The sequence below is a fragment of the Pseudomonas trivialis genome, assembly GCF_001439805.1.
Lineage (GTDB): Bacteria > Pseudomonadota > Gammaproteobacteria > Pseudomonadales > Pseudomonadaceae > Aquipseudomonas > Aquipseudomonas trivialis.
In genome coordinates this window covers 74,592-89,793 of sequence record NZ_JYLK01000019.1, presented here as the reverse complement: position 1 = coordinate 89,793, position 15,202 = coordinate 74,592, and the positions used below count along the sequence as shown (strand labels likewise).

The following is a 15,202-nucleotide window of genomic DNA, read 5'->3' as shown; positions in this document are numbered from 1 at the left end:
CAGTAAACCGCGCTATACAGGCTAACCTGTTGATAATGTTCCAGCTTTGGCACCGCTCAGTTACCTGCGGCCTGCATGTTCGCCCCCTGATTGCTGCTGTTTTCACGCTTCAAGTTGCGCTAACCCCGAGGTCATGAATCTTTGAAACCCTACCCTATTCATTGCGTGTCGATCGTTATCCCGGTTTACAACGAGCAAGAGAGCCTGCCTGAACTGCTGCGTCGCACTACCGCCGCCTGCAAGCAACTGGCCTACGAATACGAAATCATCCTGGTGGATGACGGTAGCCGCGACAACTCGGCCCAGATGCTCGAAGACGCGGCGAACGAACAAGGCAGCAACATCGTGGCGGTGATCCTCAACCGCAACTACGGCCAGCATGCCGCGATCATGGCCGGCTTCGAACAATGCCGGGGCGAGGTGGTGATTACCCTGGACGCCGACCTGCAAAACCCGCCGGAAGAGATCCCGCGCCTGGTCGAGCAAGCCGCCCTTGGCTACGACGTGGTCGCCACGGTGCGCAACAATCGCCAGGACTCGGCCTTTCGCCGCTGGCCTTCGCGCCTGATCAATCTCGCCGTGCAGCGCTCCACCGGCGTGGCCATGACTGACTACGGCTGCATGTTGCGCGCCTACCGCCGCACCATCGTCGACGCCATGCTCGCCTGCCGCGAGCGCAGCACCTTCATTCCAATCCTGGCCAACGGCTTTGCCCGCCACACCACGGAAATCCTGGTGCACCACGCCGAGCGTGAACACGGCGAATCCAAATACAGCGCCATGCGCCTGGTCAGCCTGATGTTCGACCTGCTCACCTGCATGACCACCACGCCACTGCGCCTGCTCTCTATCGTCGGTTTCAGCCTGGCGGCGCTGGGCGTGCTGTTCGCCTTCGCGCTGGTCATCCTGCGCCTGGCCTTCGGTGCACAGTGGGCCGGTGACGGCATGTTCGTGCTGTTCGCGGTGCTGTTCGTGTTCACCGGCGGCCAGTTCATCGGCATGGGTTTGCTGGGTGAATACCTGGGACGCATGTACAGCGATGTGCGCGCCCGCCCCCGTTTCTTTATCGAAAAAGTGCTGCGCAACCAACCGGCAGCACCTGCACCCGTGGTCGTCGTCGACGGCCTGGTGTCTTCCCATACCTCCACTTCTTCCGATCAGGTTCAGTCATGAGTTCAAAAGCTGTTGTATTCGCGTACCACGATATTGGCTGTGCAGGCATCGAAGCCCTGCTCGCTACGGGTTACGACATTGCTGCCGTGTTCACCCATGCCGATGATCCCAAGGAAAACAATTTCTACGGCTCCGTCGCGCAACTGTGCGCACGCAATGGCATCCCGGTACACGCTCCGGAAGACGCCAACCACCCGCTGTGGGTCGAACGTATCGCCAAGCTGAACCCGGATTACATCTTCTCTTTCTACTACCGCAACCTGTTGAGCGAAGCCCTGCTGGCCACCGCCAAAAATGGCGCGTTCAACCTGCACGGTTCGCTGCTGCCCAAATACCGTGGCCGCGCCCCGGCCAACTGGGTATTGGTCAATGGCGAAACCGAAACCGGCGTGACCCTGCACCGCATGGTCAAGCGTGCCGATGCCGGCGCGATCCTCGCCCAGCAAAAAGTCACGATCGACCGCAGCGATACCGGCCTGACCCTGCACGCCAAATTGCGTGACGCGGCCACCAGCCTGCTACGCGACGCCCTGCCGCAACTGGCACAGGGCAAGCTGACCGAAACCGCCCAGGACGAAAGCCAGGCCACCTGCTTTGGTCGCCGTACCGCTGCCGATGGCAAGCTGGACTGGAAAAAGCCGGCTGAACAGCTGTTCAATCTGGTGCGTGCGGTGACTCAACCCTACCCGGGCGCCTTCTGCGCCGTGGGCGAGCACAAACTGATCGTATGGCAGGCCGAGGTGGTCAAGGGCAATGAAGGCCTGACGCCGGGTCGCGTGATCAGCGTCAACCCACTGCGCATCGCCTGCGGTGAAGACTCCCTGGTGATCAAGTTCGGCCAGCGCAACGCCACCGGCCTGTACCTGGCCGGCCCTTCCCTGGCCGATGAACTGGGCCTGGTGGACGGCTCCGTGCTGCGCGGTGCCGAATCCGGCCGCAAGCCACGCCGTACCCGCGTGCTGATCCTGGGGGTCAACGGCTTTATCGGTAACCACCTGTCCGAGCGCCTGCTGCGTGATGACCGCTACGAAGTTTATGGCCTGGACATCGGCTCCGACGCCATCGAGCGCCTGCGCAGCCACCCCAATTTCCATTACGTGGAAGGCGATATCAGCATCCACACCGAGTGGATCGAATACCACATCAAGAAATGCGACGTGGTGCTGCCGCTGGTGGCCATCGCCACGCCCATTGAATACACCCGCAACCCGCTGCGCGTGTTTGAGCTCGATTTCGAGGAAAACCTCAAGCTGGTGCGCTACTGCGTCAAATACAACAAGCGCGTGATCTTCCCGTCGACCTCCGAAGTCTATGGCATGTGCCAGGACCAGTACTTTGACGAAGACACCTCCAACCTGGTGGTCGGCCCGGTCAACAAGCAGCGCTGGATCTATTCGGTGTCCAAGCAACTGCTCGACCGCGTGATCTGGGCCTACGGCGACAAGGGCCTGAAGTTCACACTGTTCCGTCCGTTCAACTGGATGGGCCCGCGCCTGGACCGCCTGGATTCGGCGCGTATCGGCAGCTCCCGCGCAATCACCCAGTTGATCCTGAATCTGGTGGAAGGCACGCCGATCCGGCTGTTCGACGGTGGTGAGCAGAAACGTTGCTTCACTGATATCGCCGACGGCATCGAAGCCCTGGCGCGCATCATTGATAACGACAACGATAACTGCAACGGCCAGATCATCAACATCGGCAACCCGGAAAACGAAGCCAGCATCCGTCAGTTGGGTGAAGAGCTGCTGCGTCAGTTCGAAGCCCACCCACTGCGTGGCAACTTCCCGCCGTTCGCCGGTTTCCGCGACGTCGAGAGCAAGGCGTTCTACGGCACCGGTTACCAGGACGTGGCCCACCGCAAGCCAAGCATCGACAACGCCAAGCGCCTGCTGAACTGGGCGCCGACCGTGGAGATGAGCGAAACCATCGGCAACACGCTGGACTTCTTCCTGCGCGAAGCCATGCTCGAAATCGCGGACAAAAAGTAATGAAGGCAGGCTTGCGCATCGACGTCGACACCTACCGTGGCACCCGTGAAGGCGTGCCGCGGCTGCTCGAATCCCTGGACGAAGCCGGGGTTAAAGCGACGTTCTTCTTCAGCGTCGGGCCGGACAACATGGGGCGCCACCTGTGGCGCCTGATCCGTCCGCAGTTCCTGTGGAAGATGCTGCGTTCCAACGCTGCCGGCCTGTATGGCTGGGATATTTTGCTGGCCGGCACCGCCTGGCCGGGCAAACCGATCGGCCGCGACCTGGGGCACCTGATGCGCCAGGCCAAGGCAGCCGGGCATGAGGTTGGGCTGCACGCGTGGGACCACCACGGCTGGCAGGCCAACACCGGGCGCTGGAGCGAAGCACAGCTGACCGAGCAGATCCGCCGTGGCGTCGACACCCTGAGCGACATCCTCGGTGAGCGCGTCGATTGCTCAGCGGCCGCCGGTTGGCGTGCCGATGAGCGCGTGGTGCAAGCCAAGCAAGGGTTCAATTTTCGCTACAACAGCGATTGCCGGGGTACCAGCCTGTTTCGGCCGATATTGGCCGATGGCAGTGCGGGTACGCCACAAATTCCGGTAGACCTGCCGACCTTCGACGAAGTCGTCGGGCCGGTAGTGGCTGCCAAAGACTTCAACGGCTTCATTCTTGACCGCTTTGAAGCGGCCAAGCTCAACGTCTACACGATCCACGCAGAAGTAGAAGGGATTCTGATGGCCCATGATTTTCGCCAGTTGCTCGCCCAGGCAGGGCAGCGCGGCATCGAGTTCGCTCCACTGGGTGAGCTGTTGCCCGCCGACGTCGACACCCTCCCCCGGCAGCAACTGGTGCGCGGCGCCTTGAGCGGCCGCGAAGGCTGGCTTGGAGTGCAGCAGGCATGATTCGGCGCTGGGCGCTGCCCCTGCTGTTGCTGGCTTTCGGCGCGTTTTACCTGCTGCCATTGGCCACCCATGGCCTGTGGATTCCGGATGAATCGCGTTATGCGCAGATCAGCCAGGAAATGCTGCTGACCGGCAAATGGGCCGCGCCGCACTTCATGGGCATCCGCTATTTCGAAAAGCCTGCCGCCGGTTACTGGATGATCGCGTTCGGCCAGGCGATCTTCGGGCAGAACCTGTTCGGCGTACGGTTTGCCTCTGCCCTGAGCACCGGCCTGAGCATCCTGCTGGTGTACGCCGTGTCGCGCCGCTTGTGGGATGACCGTCAGAAAAGCCTGATCAGCACCGTGCTGTACATGAGTTTTGTGAGCGTGGCGGCGCTGGGCGGTTATGCCAACCTCGATCCGCAGTTCACCTTCTGGGTCAACCTCACCGGCGTTGCGCTGTGGTTTTGCCTCGACAGCAGCACCCGGCGTGGCCGCCTGTGGGCATGGGCCCTGCTCGGGTTCGCCTGCGGCATGGGCTTCATGACCAAGGGCTTTTTGGCGTGGCTGCTGCCGGTGTTGATTGCCGTGCCTTATATGGTCATGCAAAAGCGCGTGGGCGAATTGCTGCGCTATGGCCTGGTGGCCGTGGCGGTCGCGATTGTCGTCAGCCTGCCATGGGCGCTGGCCGTGCACCTGCAGGAGCCCGACTACTGGCACTTCTTCTTCTGGCACGAGCATATCCAACGCTTTGCCGGCGAAGATGCCCAGCACGCCGAGCCGTTCTGGTATTACCTGCCGCTGCTGGCCGCCTTTTCGCTGCCGTGGCTGGGCCTGCTGCCCTCCACCTTCAAGCAGGCCTGGCTGGACAAGCGCTCGCCGAAAATCACCTATCTGTTGCTGTGGCTGCTGATGCCCCTGGCCTTCTTCAGCCTGGCCAAAGGCAAGCTGCCGTCCTACATCATGCCGTGCCTGCTGCCCCTGGCCTTGCTGATGAGCCATGCGCTGGCCGACAAACTGGCCCAAGGCCGCCTCCGTGCCTTGCGCATCAATGGTTGGCTGAACCTGATTCTCGGTGTCGTGGCGATGCTGGCGCTGGTCTGGGTACAACTGAAAAAACCGGTGTACGAACCCGGTCAGGAAACCTTCAGCCTGGTGCTGGTGTGTGTCTGCCTGTTCGGCTGGGTCATCGCCAACCTGCTGCAGGCCTTGCGCCCGCTGACGCTGTGGGCGGCGCCGCTGATTGGCAGCGGCCTGCTGGTAGCCCTTGCCCCGGCCGCGCTGCCCCATTCGGTGGTTTACAACAAGACCCCGGATCAGTTCATCCTTGATCACCTGCAAGAGCTGCAACCGGCCACCGCGCTGCTGAGCAACGACCTGGGCGCCGCGTCGGCCCTGGCCTGGCGCCTGCAACGCCCCGACGTGACGCTTTACAACTCCATCGGCGAAGTGAAATACGGCCTCGCCTACCCGGATGCCGGCCATCACCTGGTGGACACCCACCAGATTCAGCAATGGATGAGTGATGCGCGCAAACAGGGCCCGGTCGGCGTGGTGATGAGGGTCAAGGGGGACGACGAAATCGCTGAAGTCAACCTGCTGCCCCAGGACGGCAAACGGTATGAGCAAGGCAACATCGTGATCCTGATCTTCGCGCAGGTGGCACCGTGATCACCCTGCTGCTGTTGCTCGCCGCCTGCCTGCTCACCTGCATGGGCCAGGTTTCGCAGAAATTTGCCGTGGAAAGCTGGCGCCACCTGCCCGCGGGCTGGGCGCTGAAACTGCGCTCGCCGTGGTTGTGGTCGGCGCTGCTGTGCCTGGGTGCTGGCCTGCTGGTGTGGCTGCTGGTGTTGCAGCGTCTGGAAGTCGGAATTGCCTACCCGATGCTCAGCCTGAACTTTGTACTGGTCACGTTGATGGCGCGGTTCGTGTTCCATGAGCCCGTCGACGGCCGTCACTGGCTGGGCGTGGCGCTGGTGATTGCCGGCGTTGTGCTGCTGGGGCGCCAGGTATGAGCCGCGCACGGGGTTTCACCCTGGCCATGGGCAGCGTCGGCCTGGTCAGCGCCGCACAACTGGGCATGCGCTGGAGCATGACGCGCCTGCCGCTGCCCCATGAGTGGCTGAGTGCATCGATTGATCCGAGTGCGCTGGGCGTGGTGATTCTCGCGATCCTCGCCTACGCGCTGTCGATGCTCTGCTGGCTGGGTGCGCTCAAGCACCTGCCGCTGGGCCGTGCCTATTCATTACTGAGCATCAGCTATGCGCTGGTGTACCTGCTGGCCGCCAGCCTGCCGGTGTTCAACGAATATTTTTCGCTTTCAAAAACCCTGGGGGTGGCGTTTGTCATCCTCGGTGTGTTGGTTATCAACTCCCGCCGTGCTAGCGCAGCAAGTCCCAGGAATGCCTCATGAAAATCAGTGTATTTGGTAGTGGTTACGTCGGTCTGGTGCAGGCCACTGTATTAGCCGAAGTCGGTCACGATGTCATCTGCATGGACGTGGATCAAAACAAGGTCAAGCTGTTGCAGCAGGGCCATGTGAGCATTTTCGAGCCGGGTCTTGCGGCCATGGTCAAGGAGAACCTGGAGAGCGGTCGCCTGCACTTCACCTTTGATGAAAAGCTGGCGGTCGAACACGGCGAAGTGCTGTTTATCGCCGTGGGCACGCCGTCGGACGAAGACGGCTCGGCCGACCTCAAATACGTGCTGTCGGTGGGTGATGCCGTGGCCCGCCATCGAGTGGCCCCGGTGATTCTGGTGGAAAAATCCACCGTGCCCGTCGGCACCGGCGACACCCTGCGCGCGCACATCGAAAAAGCCTTGCGTGTGGCCGGCCGTCATCTGGAGTTCGATATCGTCTCCAACCCGGAATTTCTCAAGGAAGGCTCGGCCGTTGCCGACTGCCGCCGCCCTGACCGCATCATCATCGGCTGCGAGCGCGAAGAAGTGCGCGACGTGATGCGCGACCTGTATGCGCCTTTCAACCGCAACCATGACCGCATCATCTTCATGGACCTGCGCAGCGCGGAGCTGACCAAGTACGCCGCCAACTGCATGCTGGCCACCAAGATCAGCTTCATCAATCAGATCGCCGAACTGGCCGAACACCTGGGCGCCGACATCGAAGCCGTGCGCCTGGGGATCGGTGCCGACTCGCGCATTGGCTACCACTTCATCTACCCGGGCTGCGGCTATGGCGGCTCGTGCTTCCCCAAGGACATGCGCGCCCTGATCCACAGCGCCAGGCAGGCCAACTGCTCCAGCGATCTGCTGGAGGCGGTGGAAGCGATCAACCAGCGCCAGAAGAGCAAACTGTTCGAGCGCATCAACGCGTTCTTCAAGGGCAATCTGCGCGGCAAGACCTTCGCCCTGTGGGGCCTGGCCTTCAAGCCCAACACCGATGACATGCGCGACGCTCCCAGTCGCGTGCTGATGGAAGCCCTGTGGGCCGCCGGCGCCAATGTGCGCGCTTTCGACCCCGAAGCGATGCAGGAAACCCAGCGCCTCTACGCCGATGAAGAACGCCTGATGCTAATGGGCACCCCGGAGTCCACCCTGGTGGGCGCCGATGCGCTGATTGTCTGCACCGAATGGCAGCAGTTCAAGGCGCCGGACTTCGATCTGATCCACCAGCGCCTGAAAACCCCGGTGATCTTCGATGGTCGCAACCTGTATGACGGCGAACGCCTGGCGCGCAAGGGCTTCCAGTATTTCCCGATGGGCCGTGGCGACTCCTGCACGCTGCCGATACCCCAGCAGCAATGGCTGCCCCAGGTTGTGGAAGCCTGATACGTGAACAAAGCGCAACCTTCCCCGCTCACCGCAACGCTGCGCCACCAGTCCCTGGGTCTTGGGCTGCTGGCGCTGTTGCTGTTTGTCGTCGGTAACTGGCATCAGGCAATCATCGGCTTTGACTCACGTTTCGTGGTGTTTGCCCAGGAGATGCTGCGCCATGGGCCGAGTTTTTTCCCCACCACCTACGGGCAGCCCTACGCTGACTACCTGGCCACCTCGACCCTGCTGACCTGGGCATTGTCGTTGCCGTTCGGCCAGGTCACCAGCTTCACGGCCTGGCTGCCCACCTCCATTGCCTCGGCGGTGATCGTCACCCTGGTGTACCGCCTGACGGCGCCCTACTCCACGCGCTGGGGCCTGCTGAGCGTGGCGATGCTGTTGCTCAGCAGCACCTTCATTACCGAGACACGCGCGGTATCCCTCGACCAGATGCTCGCCGCCGTGGCACTGGCGGTGTTCTACCTGGGTTACGCCCATGATCATTTCGGCGCGGCCAGACGCGTGCACTGGCTGTTCCTGCTGCTGATCATCGGCTTTGCCATTCGCGGGCCCATCGGGCTGGTGATTCCTGTCGGCGTGCTGTGCAGCTATTACCTGCTCAATCGCCAATGGCGCCAGTTGTTCAGTTTCGGCCTGCTGGCTCTGGCGTTGCTGGCAGCATGCATCGGCGTGCTGTTGCTGCTGGCCAAGCTCAGTGGCGGCGAAGTGTTCATGCAGGACGTGATCCGCATGCAATTTATGGGACGCATGGACGGCAGCGAAGGCTCGAGCGGCGTGCTGTATTACTTCACCAGCTCTCTGGGCAACTATGCCCTCGCCTATCCGCTGGCCTTGCTGGTGCTGCTGGCGGTGCTCGTCGGAGGACGCCGCGCCCCGGACCCGGCGTTGCAACTGGTGTTGTACTGCGCGGCGGCCGGGTTGCTGGTGATGGTCGGGTTGTCAGTGCCACAGGCAAAAAAGGCGCGCTACATTCTGCCGATGCTGCCGATGGCGGCGATCATTGCCGCTTATCCGTTCCAGGTCAGCCAGGGGCGGCTGTTCGCCGGGCTTCGCGTTTTGATGCTGGGCATCTGGACGCTGTCGCCGATACTTCTGGCAATCGGCCTGATGGCGGCGCGGCGGCGTTATCCGCAGCAAGTGGAAAGCCTTGAACTGATTTTCACCGTCCTCGCGGGGCTGCAGCTGCTGGCATTACTTTCGTTGTTGAAGCCGCGATGGCGCCCGCTGGGACCGGCGTTGGCAGCCGTACTGGCGATCTGGTCGACTTACATCGTGGTGGTCGAGCCCCTCGAACGCGCGGTCTACGACACCCGTGCCTTCAGCCTTGCGGTCAAGGCGCGGATCCAGCAGGAGCCCGCCCCGCTGGTGCTGCACGGCTTGGGCAAGGATGCAAAAGCGATCAAGTTCATGGTGGGCTATGGCTGCGACAAGGTGCCCCTGTTCACCCAGACGTCCAGGGACCTGGCACCGCTGCAAGGGCCAGCATGGCTGGTGATGAGTGCTCGGGACTTCGACGGCCTGGAAGACCCGCGCCTGCGTGGTCTCACCCCGGCTCTCAGCGGAACCTTCGATAAGGACGCCTATGTGCTGCTGCGTCTGGAGAAGGCTACACCGCCTTGAGCGCAGGTTTGCCTGCTTTGTAGGACGTGACGCCCGCTCCTTCAGGAGTGGGCTTTTTCCGCCACAAGCACCCGGAAACATCCTACATATCTCTGCGTAAAGGCCGATTAACTCTGCCTTTCGGCGCCCCCACCCCACCGGTAAACTCGCTTGCCAGTGCGTTAACTATTTACCACCGACGCACACTGCATAACTACAAGGACGCTGTCGGCTGGCGAGATCAGGGTCGCCTGCTGGATAAAGAGGGCAATGCCGTGTCGGATGATTCTTTGCTTATTCCCCCACCGAGGCTGGATGGTTTGATGGAACTTCGCGATGCCGTGGTGGCGCTGAACGGGCCGCTGGCCGACGATCCGGCGGTACAGGAAAACCTGCAGCGTCAGCTGTTCAACGAGGAACGCGAGACCCGTGTGCTCGGGCGGATCAGCGCGGTGTCAGCACAAAAAACCCGGCAAATTCCCTTTGGCTGACTGCCTTAACTCCATTTTTATTGCATTCAACCTGCATTAATATGCATTGGACCCATTAATTGAAGGGCAGCACACTGCGCGGGTTCCTTCCCCCAATTGTTGGAACTTGCGAGGGCTTTTCCGGGAAACCAGGCAAGCCCTTTTTTCCGCCCGCTGTTCATGGATTCGTACAATGTTCGCTCGCTGGTTACCCGCTGCCATCAATACCCGTCCCGCAGAATGGAGCCGTGCCGCCGTCGGCATGGCCCTGGGCACCCTGCTCAGCGTGTGGCTGTGCGCCCAGGTGTTTGGCATGGACGTCGCTCTACACCTGCTGGGCCCATTGGGCGCGTCGGCGGTGCTGCTGTTTGCGGTGTCATCCGGCGCACTGGCGCAGCCATGGTCGATCATCGGCAGTTACCTGTGCGCGACGGTCGTTGCGTTGCTGGTGGCCCGGGTACTGGGGCGCACTCTGGGCAGTGCATGCCTGGCGGCAGGCATGACGGTGATTCTGATCTGCTGGCTGCGCTGCCTGCATCCCCCGGCCGGGGGGCTGGCCATGACCCTGGTGCTGGCAGACCCTGCGTCCGCCAGCCTCGGCTGGCACGAATTGTTTGCCGTGATGCTCGGCGCCGGCGCGTTGCTGACGTGTGCCCTCGCCTATAACAACGCCACCCGCACCCGCTATCCAAAAGCTGCCGGCCTGCCACCCGAGGTGGTCATGGGCACTCAACCGCCGATGACTGACCCTGCGATCACTGCCGCCGACCTGAAGCTCGCCCTGGCCGAAATGGAGCGGTTCTACGACATTGCGCCGAACGAGCTTGAGCAACTGGTCCATGCAGCCGAGGGCCATGCGCGCCGCCGCAGTATCGGCGAAGTCCTGGCCCGTCGCGTGGCGTAAGTAAGGCTGCATAAATGCAGGAAGCACCTGCATGATTGAAGGTTGTACTGGGCAAATTTGCACTGGTAGGATCGCGAGAAGGTTCGTTCACGAACATCTTGATAAAGACAATAAAAGCAGGGAGTTAGAGATGACTGCTCAGGTTTCCGCCGAGGCAAGCCACGTCGACACGCACCACACGGATGTTCTGGCTGAAGTCCGCAACCATATCGGCCACCTTACCCTCAATCGCCCGGCCGGCTTGAACGCTCTCACACTGGACATGGTGCGCAGCCTCAGCCGCCACTTGCGGACGTGGGCGGATGACCCGCAGGTGTATGCCGTGGTGCTGCGCGGTGCGGGTGAGAAGGCCTTCTGCGCCGGCGGCGATATCCGCTCTCTTTACGACAGCTTCAAGGCCGGCGATACCTTGCACGAGGACTTTTTCGTCGAGGAATACGCGCTGGACCTGGCGATCCACCATTACCGCAAACCCGTACTGGCCCTGATGGATGGCTTTGTGCTGGGCGGCGGCATGGGTCTGGTGCAAGGCGCTGACCTGCGAGTGGTCACCGAGCGCAGCCGACTGGCCATGCCCGAAGTGGCCATCGGTTACTTCCCGGATGTGGGCGGCAGTTACTTCCTGCCGCGCATTCCGGGCGAGCTGGGGATTTACCTGGGCGTGACTGGCGTGCAGATCCGTGCGGCCGACGCACTCTACTGCGGTCTGGCCGACTGGTACCTGGACAGCCAGCGATTGACCGACCTCGACCAGAAGCTGGACGACTTGCGCTGGCATGGCTCCCCGCTCAAGGACCTGCAGGGCGTGCTGGCCAGACTGGCCGTACAGCAACTGCCGGACGCACCGCTGGCCGCGCTGCGCCGCGCCATCGACCACTTCTTTGCCCTGCCGGATGTGCCGAGCATGGTCGAGCAGTTACAGCAGGTGACGGTGGCCGACAGTCACGAATGGGCGATCACTACCGCCAACCTCATGCAAACCCGTTCGCCGCTGGCCATGGCCGTGACCCTGGAAATGCTGCGGCGTGGCCGCCGCCTGCCGTTGGAGCAGTGTTTCGCGCTGGAGCTGCACCTGGACCGCCAATGGTTCGAGCACGGCGACCTCATCGAAGGCGTGCGCGCGCTGATCATCGACAAGGACAAGGCGCCACGCTGGAATCCGTCTTCCTTGAGTGAACTGAACGCCGCCCACGTCGAACGCTTCTTTCGTGGCTTCAAGCAGGTTGGGAGATAAGTCATGCAAGATATTGAATATACAGAAGATCAGGTGATGTTTCGCGACATGGCGCGCGACTTTGCGCGCCATGAAATTGCCCCGCATGCCCAGGCCTGGGAAAAAGCCGGCTGGATCGACGACGCCCTGGTCGCAAAGATGGGCGAACTGGGCCTGTTGGGCATGGTGGTGCCTGAGGAATGGGGCGGCGCCTATGTCGATTACGTGGCTTACGCCTTGGCGGTGGAAGAGATTTCCGCCGGCGACGGTGCTACTGGCGCGTTGATGAGTATCCATAATTCAGTAGGTTGCGGGCCAATCCTCAACTACGGCTCACTGGAGCAGAAACAAACCTGGCTGGCGAAACTGGCCAGCGGCCAGGCGATTGGCTGCTTCTGCCTGACCGAGCCCCAGGCCGGTTCCGAAGCGCACAACCTGCGCACCCGCGCTGAATTGCGCGACGGTCAGTGGGTGATCAACGGCGCCAAGCAATTTGTCAGCAACGGCAAGCGCGCACAGCTGGCGATCGTGTTTGCGGTGACCGACCCCGACCTCGGCAAGAAAGGCATCTCGGCGTTCCTGGTGCCCACCGACACCCCGGGGTTCATGGTGGACCGGACTGAACACAAAATGGGCATCCGCGCGTCCGATACCTGCGCTGTCACCTTCACGGCCTGCACCGTGCCCGAGGCCAACTTGCTGGGCGAGCGCGGCAAGGGTCTGGCCATTGCACTGTCCAACCTTGAGGGCGGCCGCATCGGCATTGCCGCCCAGGCCCTCGGTATTGCCCGTGCAGCGTTCGAAGCAGCGCTGGTGTATGCCCGTGATCGCACGCAGTTCGACAAGCCGATCATTGAGCACCAGAGCGTGGCCAACCTGCTGGCCGACATGCAGACCCGCCTTAATGCGGCCCGACTACTGATCCTGCACGCCGCGCGCCTGCGCAGCGCCGGCAAGCCATGCCTGTCGGAGGCCTCGCAAGCCAAACTGTTTGCCTCGGAAATGGCCGAGAAGGTGTGCTCCTCGGCGATGCAAATTCATGGCGGGTACGGGTACCTGGAAGACTACCCGGTGGAGCGTTACTACCGGGATGCACGGATCACGCAGATTTACGAGGGCACCAGCGAGATTCAACGGATGGTGATTGCCAGAGAGTTGAAAAACTACCCGCTCTGACTGCCACACCAGGCTGAACGTCAGGCAGCCACATTCTTCTGTGGCAAGCCCGCTTGCCACAGAAGCTCCATTCGGCGCAGCTATCCTCAGCGGCGGGCAGATCGGTTACTGGTCCTTGAACTCCGGCGCGCGCTTGGCCACGAAGGCGGCCATGCCTTCCTTTTGATCCTGGGTGGCGAAGGCTGCGTGGAACACCCGACGCTCGAAGCGCACACCTTCCGACAGGCTGACTTCAAAGGCGCGGTTTACGCTCTCCTTGACCATCATGCTGATCGGTACCGACTTGCCGGCAATCAGGGTCGCGACCTTAAGCGCTTCGTCGAGCAGTTCGTCGGCCGGCACGATGCGCGCGACGATGCCGCAACGCTCCGCTTCCACCGCATCGATAAAGCGCCCGGTCAGGCACATCTCCATGGCCTTGGCCTTGCCCACGGCGCGGGTCAGGCGCTGGGTGCCGCCCATGCCCGGCAGCACGCCGAGGTTGATTTCCGGCTGGCCGAATTTGGCGCCATCACCGGCGAGGATAAAGTCGCACATCAGCGCCAGTTCACAGCCGCCGCCCAGGGCGAAGCCGTTGACCGCCGCGATGATCGGCTTGCGGCGATTGGCCACGCGGTCGCTGTCACTGAACAGGTCGTCGAGGTAGATCTGCGGGTAGGTCAGCTCGGCCATTTCCTTGATGTCGGCACCGGCGGCAAAGGCTTTTTTCGAACCGGTCAGTACGATGCAACCGATTTCCGGATTGGCTTCCAGGCCATCCAGCGCCTGGTTCAGCTCGCTGACCAACTGCGCATTCAGCGCGTTCAGCGCCTGCGGGCGATTGAGGGTAATCAGCCCGACACGGCCCTGCACGTCGAGCAAAATGGTTTCATAGCTCATGGATGGGCTCCTTGGAGGTTGCGTGAGATGACCATGCGTTGAATATCGCTGGTGCCTTCGTAAATCTGGCAGACCCGCACATCGCGGTAGATCCGCTCCAGGGGAAAGTCGCTCAGGTAACCGTAACCGCCCAGGGTTTGCAAGGCGGCCGAGCAGACTTTCTCGGCCATTTCCGAGGCGAACAGCTTGGCCATGGAGGCTTCCACCAACGCCGGCTTGCCGCTGTCGCGCAGCGCAGCCGCGTAATGCACCATCTGCCGCGCCACCGCTATCTGCGTGGCCATGTCGGCCAGGCGAAACGCCACGGCCTGGTGCTCGACCAACGCCTTGCCGAAGCTCTCGCGCTCACGTGCATAGTCGCGCGCCGCCTCGAACGCAGCCCGAGCCATGCCCACCGCTTGCGACGCAATGCCCACACGGCCGCCTTCCAGGTTGGCCAGGGCGATCCGGTAACCCTCGCCCTCCTCGCCCAATCGATTGGCCACCGGCACCCTCAGGTCTTCAAACAGGATCTGGCAAGTATCGGAAGCATGCTGGCCGAGTTTGTCCTCGACCCGCGCCACGCTGTACCCCGGCGAATCCGTCGGCACGATAAACGCACTGATGCCGCGCTTGCCTGCGGTCGGGTCGGTGACGGCGAACACAATCACCACCCCGGCGTTTTTCCCCGAGGTGATGAATTGCTTGCAGCCGTTGAGCACATAGTGATCGCCGTCGCGGCGCGCGCGGGTTTTCAGGCTGCTGGCGTCGGAGCCGGCCTGGGGCTCGGTGAGGGCGAAAGCGCCGAGCATGGCGCCACTGGCCAGGGGCGTGAGGAACTGCGCTTTCTGTTGCTCGTTGCCGAACGTGAGGATCGGCACACAGCCCACCGAGTTGTGCACGCTCATGATGGTCGAGCAGGCGCCATCGCCGGCGGCGATTTCCTCCAGGGCCATGGCATAAGCGAGGTAGCCGGTGTCGCAGCCGCCCCACTGTTCCGGCACCAGCATGCCGAAAAAGCCCAGCTCGGCCATTTCGCCGATGGCCTCTGTGGGGAAGCGGTGGTCGCGGTCCCACTCGGCGGCAAACGGCTTGAGCCGCTCCTGGGCAAATTGCCGGGCGGCGTTACTGATTTGCAGCTGTTCGTCATTGGGCAGCATG

Annotated in this window: 14 protein-coding genes; 12 read left to right on the top strand and 2 right to left on the bottom strand. The window is 62.3% G+C overall.

Going from position 1 to position 15,202, the window contains the following annotated elements; all coding sequences use genetic code 11:
- Window positions 1-141: 141 nt before the first annotated feature.
- The 12 genes from arnC (at window position 142) to TU79_RS22205 (ending at window position 13,183) form a co-directional block, all read left to right on the top strand.
- Window positions 142-1,173 (top strand): undecaprenyl-phosphate 4-deoxy-4-formamido-L-arabinose transferase, encoded by a 1,032-nt coding sequence (gene arnC, locus TU79_RS22255; RefSeq protein ID WP_057010010.1) that lies wholly within the window; start codon window positions 142-144, stop codon window positions 1,171-1,173.
- Complete coding sequence (arnA, locus tag TU79_RS22250) at window positions 1,170-3,161, top strand: bifunctional UDP-4-amino-4-deoxy-L-arabinose formyltransferase/UDP-glucuronic acid oxidase ArnA (RefSeq protein ID WP_057010009.1); 1,992 nt, start codon at window positions 1,170-1,172, stop codon at window positions 3,159-3,161. Before arnC ends, arnA begins: the two co-directional genes overlap by 4 nt.
- A complete protein-coding gene (arnD, locus tag TU79_RS22245; RefSeq protein WP_057010008.1) occupies window positions 3,161-4,045 on the top strand; it encodes a 4-deoxy-4-formamido-L-arabinose-phosphoundecaprenol deformylase in 885 nt (294 codons plus the stop codon). The genes arnA and arnD overlap by 1 nt, the downstream gene beginning before the upstream one ends.
- The gene (gene arnT / locus TU79_RS22240) at window positions 4,042-5,697 is read left to right on the top strand and encodes a lipid IV(A) 4-amino-4-deoxy-L-arabinosyltransferase (RefSeq protein ID WP_057010007.1); all 1,656 of its coding nucleotides are present in this window, start codon (window positions 4,042-4,044) and stop codon (window positions 5,695-5,697) included. Before arnD ends, arnT begins: the two co-directional genes overlap by 4 nt.
- Window positions 5,694-6,041: a 4-amino-4-deoxy-L-arabinose-phosphoundecaprenol flippase subunit ArnE gene (gene arnE, locus TU79_RS22235; protein ID WP_057010006.1), complete on the top strand. Its 348-nt coding sequence runs from the start codon at window positions 5,694-5,696 to the stop codon at window positions 6,039-6,041. The genes arnT and arnE overlap by 4 nt, the downstream gene beginning before the upstream one ends.
- The gene (gene arnF, locus TU79_RS22230) at window positions 6,038-6,439 is read left to right on the top strand and encodes a 4-amino-4-deoxy-L-arabinose-phosphoundecaprenol flippase subunit ArnF (protein WP_057010005.1); all 402 of its coding nucleotides are present in this window, start codon (window positions 6,038-6,040) and stop codon (window positions 6,437-6,439) included. The genes arnE and arnF overlap by 4 nt, the downstream gene beginning before the upstream one ends.
- Window positions 6,436-7,815: a UDP-glucose dehydrogenase family protein gene (locus tag TU79_RS22225; RefSeq protein WP_003230688.1), complete on the top strand. Its 1,380-nt coding sequence runs from the start codon at window positions 6,436-6,438 to the stop codon at window positions 7,813-7,815. The genes arnF and TU79_RS22225 overlap by 4 nt, the downstream gene beginning before the upstream one ends.
- Window positions 7,816-7,818: 3 nt before the next feature.
- A complete protein-coding gene (locus TU79_RS22220; RefSeq protein WP_057010004.1) occupies window positions 7,819-9,441 on the top strand; it encodes an ArnT family glycosyltransferase in 1,623 nt (540 codons plus the stop codon).
- Between the two features lie 302 nt (window positions 9,442-9,743).
- Entirely contained in the window at window positions 9,744-9,911 is a 168-nt protein-coding gene (locus tag TU79_RS26375) for a hypothetical protein (protein ID WP_169793812.1), read from the top strand.
- Between the two features lie 172 nt (window positions 9,912-10,083).
- The gene (locus tag TU79_RS22215; protein ID WP_057010003.1) at window positions 10,084-10,794 is read left to right on the top strand and encodes an HPP family protein; all 711 of its coding nucleotides are present in this window, start codon (window positions 10,084-10,086) and stop codon (window positions 10,792-10,794) included.
- Between the two features lie 130 nt (window positions 10,795-10,924).
- Entirely contained in the window at window positions 10,925-12,028 is a 1,104-nt protein-coding gene (locus tag TU79_RS22210) for an enoyl-CoA hydratase/isomerase family protein (RefSeq protein ID WP_057010002.1), read from the top strand.
- Between the two features lie 3 nt (window positions 12,029-12,031).
- Window positions 12,032-13,183, top strand: coding sequence for an acyl-CoA dehydrogenase family protein (locus TU79_RS22205; RefSeq protein ID WP_057010001.1), 1,152 nt, complete (start codon window positions 12,032-12,034; stop codon window positions 13,181-13,183).
- Window positions 13,184-13,288: 105 nt separating this feature from the next.
- Here TU79_RS22205 and TU79_RS22200 read toward each other — a convergent pair whose 3' ends face one another.
- Both TU79_RS22200 and TU79_RS22195 read right to left on the bottom strand, forming a co-directional pair.
- Window positions 13,289-14,062, bottom strand: coding sequence for an enoyl-CoA hydratase (locus TU79_RS22200; RefSeq protein WP_057010000.1), 774 nt, complete (start codon window positions 14,060-14,062; stop codon window positions 13,289-13,291).
- Complete coding sequence (locus TU79_RS22195) at window positions 14,059-15,201, bottom strand: acyl-CoA dehydrogenase (RefSeq protein ID WP_057009999.1); 1,143 nt, start codon at window positions 15,199-15,201, stop codon at window positions 14,059-14,061. Before TU79_RS22195 ends, TU79_RS22200 begins: the two co-directional genes overlap by 4 nt.
- Between the last annotated feature and the right edge of the window lies 1 nt (window position 15,202).

Bases quoted from the DNA above. Each gene is read 5' to 3' on its own strand.
- arnF (WP_057010005.1), top strand. From the start codon at position 6,038: ATGAGCCGCGCACGGGGTTTCACCCTGGCCATGGGCAGCGTCGGCCTG.
- TU79_RS26375 (WP_169793812.1), top strand. From the start codon at position 9,744: ATGGAACTTCGCGATGCCGTGGTGGCGCTGAACGGGCCGCTGGCCGAC.
- TU79_RS22200 (WP_057010000.1), bottom strand. From the start codon at position 14,062: ATGAGCTATGAAACCATTTTGCTCGACGTGCAGGGCCGTGTCGGGCTG.
- arnA (WP_057010009.1), top strand. From the start codon at position 1,170: ATGAGTTCAAAAGCTGTTGTATTCGCGTACCACGATATTGGCTGTGCA.
- arnD (WP_057010008.1), top strand. From the start codon at position 3,161: ATGAAGGCAGGCTTGCGCATCGACGTCGACACCTACCGTGGCACCCGT.
- TU79_RS22225 (WP_003230688.1), top strand. From the start codon at position 6,436: ATGAAAATCAGTGTATTTGGTAGTGGTTACGTCGGTCTGGTGCAGGCC.
- TU79_RS22210 (WP_057010002.1), top strand. From the start codon at position 10,925: ATGACTGCTCAGGTTTCCGCCGAGGCAAGCCACGTCGACACGCACCAC.
- TU79_RS22205 (WP_057010001.1), top strand. From the start codon at position 12,032: ATGCAAGATATTGAATATACAGAAGATCAGGTGATGTTTCGCGACATG.
- TU79_RS22195 (WP_057009999.1), bottom strand. From the start codon at position 15,201: ATGCTGCCCAATGACGAACAGCTGCAAATCAGTAACGCCGCCCGGCAA.
- TU79_RS22215 (WP_057010003.1), top strand. From the start codon at position 10,084: ATGTTCGCTCGCTGGTTACCCGCTGCCATCAATACCCGTCCCGCAGAA.
- arnT (WP_057010007.1), top strand. From the start codon at position 4,042: ATGATTCGGCGCTGGGCGCTGCCCCTGCTGTTGCTGGCTTTCGGCGCG.